Origin of the sequence: Streptomyces sp. NPDC002779 (assembly GCF_042888685.1) — a bacterium.
Classification (GTDB): Bacteria; Actinomycetota; Actinomycetes; order Streptomycetales; family Streptomycetaceae; genus Streptomyces.
In genome coordinates, this window is the sequence record NZ_JBIAQC010000062.1 from 1 (window position 1) to 3324 (window position 3324).

Annotated in this window: 1 protein-coding gene and 1 pseudogene; one reads left to right on the forward strand and one right to left on the reverse strand. The window is 67.2% G+C overall.

All coding sequences use genetic code 11. The features are described from left to right. On the reverse strand, window positions 1–1359 hold a 1359-nt coding region (istA, locus tag ACFYW5_RS37720), incomplete at its 3' end, for an IS21 family transposase (RefSeq protein WP_389421662.1). A 411-nt stretch (window positions 1360–1770) separates the two neighbouring features. Here istA and ACFYW5_RS37725 point away from each other — a divergent pair. After that, window positions 1771–2638, forward strand: a pseudogene (locus ACFYW5_RS37725) (IS5 family transposase). Window positions 2639–3324 lie beyond the last annotated feature (686 nt).

Here is a 3324-nt window from a genome sequence, read left to right on the forward strand (position 1 = left end):
CCGGCCGGTGACCGCGGCGGTGCCCAGGGCCCGGTCGACCTCGGCCACCGAGTAGAGCTTCGACAGGGCGACGGCCTCGGCCATCTTCGCCTTGATGCGGCGGACCCCGGACGCCCCTGCTTCGACCAGCCAGGACGCTGCCCCGGGACCGAGCTGGAGGAAGACAGCTTCCTCTGCTGAAGTGGGCTTCGGGGTGCGGTCGTTCTCCTTGTTCTCCCGCGGCGGGTAGTGGGCGTCGTCCAGGACCGGGGTGCCCGGCTGGCCGCGGCGGTGGCGGGCGGCCTCGCGGGCCGAGCCGTCCTCGCCGACCGCGGTGACGATCAGTTCGTCGCCGTGGAAGCGGGCCCAGACCCGGTTGTCGATCAGCTGGTGCGGAACGGAGTAGCGAACCCCTTCGACCGAGATCGTGGACTCCCAGTTCACCCGGCGGGTGGTGCCGAACGCGGCAGTGAACGGCCGTCTGGGCAGCGGGTGCAGGCGCTGTTGTTCCTCGGCGAGCCGTTCGGCGGGCTTGCGCCGGGTCGCCCGGTGGGTGCGGGAGTTGACCTCGTCGCAAAAGGCCCGGCAGGCCGCCTCCAGTTCGCCGAAGGTCTTGTAGTGCTCGCGCAGGTTGACGTCCTTCGGCACCAGATCGGCCTTTGCGATGCGGACCGTCGCCTCGGAGCCGCCCTTGGTCTCCGGGTCTGCGGGCAGACAGGTGCGTATGGTCGTGCCGTAGTGCCGGGCGACCTCGACGATCTCCGGGTTGCGGACCGCGATCCCGGCGACGTGGTCGGTGGTGACCGTCTTCTCGTTGTCCGTCAGGACGTAGGCCGGCACTCCGCCGATGCGGCGGAACGTCGCGTCCAGACACGAGGTGACCGTCGGCAGCGTCTTGTCCCAGATCGGGATCACGATCCGGAACCGGGACCAGGCCAGCCAGGCGCACCACAGGATGGTCTTGCGGCCGGCGATGGTCGGCCCGTCGCCGTAGTCGTACTGGATCCACAGCCCCGGCTCGGTCACCCACGGCCGATAGACCCGCCGTCGACCAGCCCTGAACTGGGTTTTTGCCTCGGCGACGGTGCGGCGGGTGGTGCGTTCCCCGCCGGTGAAGCCCATCGCGACGATCCTCTTGTGCACCACGTCCGCGCGGATCTTGCCCTGCGAACGGACCACCAGTTCCTCGATCTTCGGCAGATAGTCGTCGATCGCGCGGGCTCGGTGACGGCGTTGGTCGGGATGCTGGCCGGCGGCCCGCATCTTCACATACCGGGCCACCGTGTGGTGGTCGACGCCGGTCAGCTCGGCCGCGGCGCGGTAACTGCCCGTGAGGTCGTACGCCTCAAGGATCTCCATGATCTCCCTGCTGTTCTTCACCCGCCCGAGCCTCGCCGAGCGGGATGCGTCCATAGCGAGCGGGGAGATATCTGGCCGTACGTGGGGAATCCCGTGGCCATCAGTGGGGCGGTAAGTGGCCACCTACGGGGAGCTTTTCATGGCCGCCGTCACCATCTGGGATGAAACGAACTTCACAGGTTAAAACGACCTCTGAGAGGTCGTTTTCACCTCGACTGTCCGCGTATCCAGTGATTTTCATGCGGCCGGGCTGTGGTGCTCGTGCTGCTGGAGATGCGAGTTGACTCTTGCTGGTCTGGCGGGGTGGCTGATGAGGCGGGACGTGGTTTGCGCCTGTCTCATCCCAAGATGCCGGGCTTTCGTGACCGCGTTGCTTCCGTTGTCGTCGCTGTGCGCCTGGGCGCACTCGGCCTGCGGCAGTACGCCGGAAGCATGCCTACGCGACGCCCGTATCCGAGTGATCTGTCCGATGCCCGCTGGGAGTTGATCGAGCCGGTACTGACGGCCTGGCGCTTCGAGCGCCGCGGCAGGGCCCTGGACTTCGGCCGGCCGCCCGAGCATGACCTGCGCGACATCATGGACGCGATCTTGTATGTGGACCGCACCGGGGTCCAGTGGCGCTACCTGCCGCATGACTTCCCGCACTGGAACACGGTCTACGGCTACTTCGCCAAATGGGCGGATGAGGGCGTGTTCGCGCAGCTCAACGGCCTGCTCCGGCAGTTACTACGAGAGAAGGAGGGACGGGATCCCGAGCCGTCAGCCTGTGTAATCGATGCCCAGAGCGTGAAGACCTCCACGAGTGTCCCCGCAGCTGGCCAGGGCATCGACGCAGGCAAGAAGATCGTGGGCAGGAAGCGGAACATCGTCACCGACACCATCGGTCTCCTGCTTGCCGTGCTGGTCACCGCGGCGAGCATGCAGGACTCCGTCGCCGGCACCAGGCTCCTTGACCAAGTCGCCGCCGAGCACCCTGGCATTCGCAAGGTATGGGTCGACGGTGGCTACCGACAGCACCTCGTCGAGCACGGCCGCCCTCGTCATTGACATGGAAATCACCCAGCGTAAGCCCGGGACCAGGGGATTCACCCCGATCCCGAAACGGTGGGCAGTCGAGCGGACCTACGGCTGGCTCATGCTCCACCGCCGACTGACCCGCGACTACGAGACCCTGTCCGTCCGTTCCGAGGCCATGATCCACATCGCCATGACCGAGCTCATGGCCCGCCGCCTCACCGGCGAAGCCACCGTCTCCTGGCGTGACCCGGCACCCCAGCCCAAACAGCAAATTCCGGGATAAAACACTGGGAGAAAACGACCTCTGAAGCACTCCTGTTGCTGCGCGCTCGGCTGAACGAGGACGTGTCCCCAGCTCCACGCTCGGCACGCCGACGGGAATGATGCCCGGTGGCCGGTGACGCGGCACGAGTGCGTACCGTGTGGCCGGTTTTCGGGCCGTGCGGCGTGAGCCGCGGCAGAGCGCCCCTTTTCGCGACTGACTTGGCAGCGAGCTGTTGATGGGGATGCTTTGGCAAAGCGAGGGTGTCGCGTTTCGACGGCGAGAGCTATGGGGCACCAGGGGGAAGACGTTGTGGACCAGCCGGCACTTGATGGGATAGGCGACCGAGGGAATGCTGTCCGAACTTCTCGATGGCGTCGGTGGTCTTGGTGACGGTCATGGTCGTGTCCAATCGAGATCGTCGGCGGATGCCAGGGGCAGCCAAGGGCGCACGGGCAGGTGTGCCCCTGTAGGGGCGGCCAGTACGGCGTTGCGGGCGTCCTTGGAGATCTGCGCGAGGGGCGCACTCGTCGGGGCGGTGCGCGCTCCTCCTTTCGGGCCATGGCCGGGCCCGGGCAGGGTTGGGACGGTGGTGCGGCACGGTCGCCCGGCCGGCGGCGTACGCGCTACGCCTGCTGTAACAGGCGACGGCTCTCCCGTGACTCCCGGCAGAAAGGCACATGTGATGCGGTTCCCCACGCGTGGCG